At 36.7% G+C, this 2,128-nt stretch carries 3 protein-coding genes; all 3 read right to left on the bottom strand.

All coding sequences use genetic code 11. The features are described from left to right. Nucleotides 1–32: 32 nt before the first annotated feature. Nucleotides 33–989: a hypothetical protein gene (locus K6C05_RS07960; protein ID WP_296733394.1), complete on the bottom strand. Its 957-nt coding sequence runs from the start codon at nucleotides 987–989 to the stop codon at nucleotides 33–35. A gap of 135 nt (nucleotides 990–1,124) precedes the next feature. Beyond that, the gene (locus K6C05_RS07955; protein WP_296733391.1) at nucleotides 1,125–1,319 is read right to left on the bottom strand and encodes a DUF6462 family protein; all 195 of its coding nucleotides are present in this window, start codon (nucleotides 1,317–1,319) and stop codon (nucleotides 1,125–1,127) included. Then, on the bottom strand, nucleotides 1,306–1,914 hold the full coding sequence (locus K6C05_RS07950) for a hypothetical protein (protein WP_296733388.1): 609 nt from the start codon (nucleotides 1,912–1,914) through the stop codon (nucleotides 1,306–1,308). Before K6C05_RS07950 ends, K6C05_RS07955 begins: the two co-directional genes overlap by 14 nt. Between the last annotated feature and the right edge of the window lie 214 nt (nucleotides 1,915–2,128).

Below are 2,128 nucleotides of genomic sequence, written 5' to 3'. Positions count from 1 at the left end.
TTTAATGGCTTTATATATTTACATTCCATGACCTAATCCTTCCTATAATCAATAAAGAAAACGATACCGTCACATGGTGCTTTGATTACTTTCTTCTCTTCTACATCCCCCCCTGAACATTCAGCAGTAATTTCCTGTATTGCTTTTGTGAAATTAGAAAAGAATCCTATGCCGTAAGAATCCAAGTAATCTTGTCTTTTCGTTTTCTGTATATATTTAAGCAGGATTTCCCCCTCTTTAACTACGCTTCCCGCCTGAATCCGATCTACAATATTGCAAGGTACAATAACCTCTGCATTACTAGCCGTCTTATTATCAAAAGCATCTCCAAATAATGCTTCAAAATTGTATTCTTCTGTACTATTGGCTCTCTTTTTATACTTTTTAGTACAAACAGATCCCACTTTTTGTCTATTCTTTACAATCCACTCATATGGTATATAACCCCAAAATTTATTCATCCATCGGTTTTTTGTCGGCAATGGGATAACATGTAATAAATCCATGTCATTAACCAGCTTACATTTTGCGACTTGTGCAATTACTCGAAGTTCTTCAGAATCGATATCAAATATTTTTGCAATATCTGCAATAATTGAAAGTGTTTTTTTTTCAACATGTCCCGTTAAATTTGAAATTATAAAAGCCTCAACCAAAAATGTGTATTTATTATCTTGCAGTCCATTTAATTCCTTATCGATATCATCAACTACAAGACCTCTTGCTCTCTTTTTTGCTGCCGGATTATTCTCATGTTCTCTCATCAATATTTTCAATATTGGTGTATACTCTGGCGGAAAGAAATTCCTATTATTATCCGTTTCTTTTTTGAAAGATGTTTCATCCAATTTGTCATAATAATCAGTTATTCTCTTTAATCTATCATCTACTGCATTCTCTGAACAATGCAAGTATTCTGCTAATTCTTTTCTAGAATAGTTAATCCTACGTCCTTTTCTCTCGTTTCTTTTCCCTTTCTTACCTTTCATCTTATACCATCCCTCCATTTTTTTATTTATAACCGCCGCAAAATTGTCAGACATTTATATTATATCATCTTTTTTTGTAAAAAAATCCACCAGCCCTTTTCAAGACCAGTGGATTTCCACATCACCTATATTCTCTTATGCCATAGCTCTAAACCGTTTCAGGTACTCCTCAAATTCCTCGCACATTACAAGCGGAGGAGCACCCTCTATTCTGTAAATTGCGTTTGCATTACGTGCCAGCCTCTGGAACATCGTAAGCCCCATACTGTAGAGCTGAGCTCCTTCGCCATATCTGACCATCTTTACCTCAACTCCGTCACTTCTTACCATCGCCGTACCTCCGTTTTATGATCTCATTCTTATGCCTGATGTTCTCCGTAGCTGTGAACAATACCATATTCTTCAATCTCCGCATCTTGTTTTTAGCGGAGGAATATTGTACCTGCAGCTCATCTGCGACTTCCTGTATTGTCTTTTCTGTTCTGATATACGGAAGAAAAAGATTCTCATCCGAACTATCAAGCCTGTGAATCGCGTTTAAGATTATCTCGTAATCATCCCTCATATCAGCGATTACCATTTTCTCCATAATGCGCCGCCCCGGATCATCTGTCCCATGCACCAATGACCGAATATCTTTAGTCGTGGTTGCCGTATCTTCTTCATACTTAGATATAGCCTGGTTCATAGTCGGGTTACTGATCTTGCTCGCCTGAACCCTTATACCGGGATCTCCCATTTCCTTAAGAAAATTGTACCTTTTCTCAGCTTTTACAGTTATTTTCCAGTCGGATTCATATCCTTCGATCATCTTAGGAAATCTCGAAAAATTATCAAGGATATATCTCGCCTTGCATTTAGGATCCTTTTGAGAATAATCCTGCAAATATACTGAAAAAGGATAATATGCTTCAGCTTTCACCATTGTCCTCCCTTCGCAATAGAATTTGCTGAAGCTGCGCGCAAGCTTCTATTTGTCTGACACCATTAATTTTAAATCACCTATTAACAAAAGTCTGTATCGTATTTGTCACGAAAACCGCCCAAAAATGTGACATATTGTCACATTTCTAAATACAGTATACAATCTATCGTTTTTTGACCATTTTTTTGTAAAAAAAATTCCACCAGCCCGAAGC

Source organism: Anaerovibrio sp., assembly GCF_024697385.1.
Taxonomy (GTDB): Bacteria; Bacillota; Negativicutes; order Selenomonadales; family Selenomonadaceae; genus Anaerovibrio.
This window is presented reverse-complemented; position numbering and strand designations above follow the sequence as displayed.

Coding starts and splice junctions, on each gene's coding strand:
- K6C05_RS07960 (WP_296733394.1), bottom strand. CDS start 989: ATGAAAGGTAAGAAAGGGAAAAGAAACGAGAGAAAAGGACGTAGGATT.
- K6C05_RS07955 (WP_296733391.1), bottom strand. CDS start 1,319: ATGGTAAGAAGTGACGGAGTTGAGGTAAAGATGGTCAGATATGGCGAA.
- K6C05_RS07950 (WP_296733388.1), bottom strand. CDS start 1,914: ATGGTGAAAGCTGAAGCATATTATCCTTTTTCAGTATATTTGCAGGAT.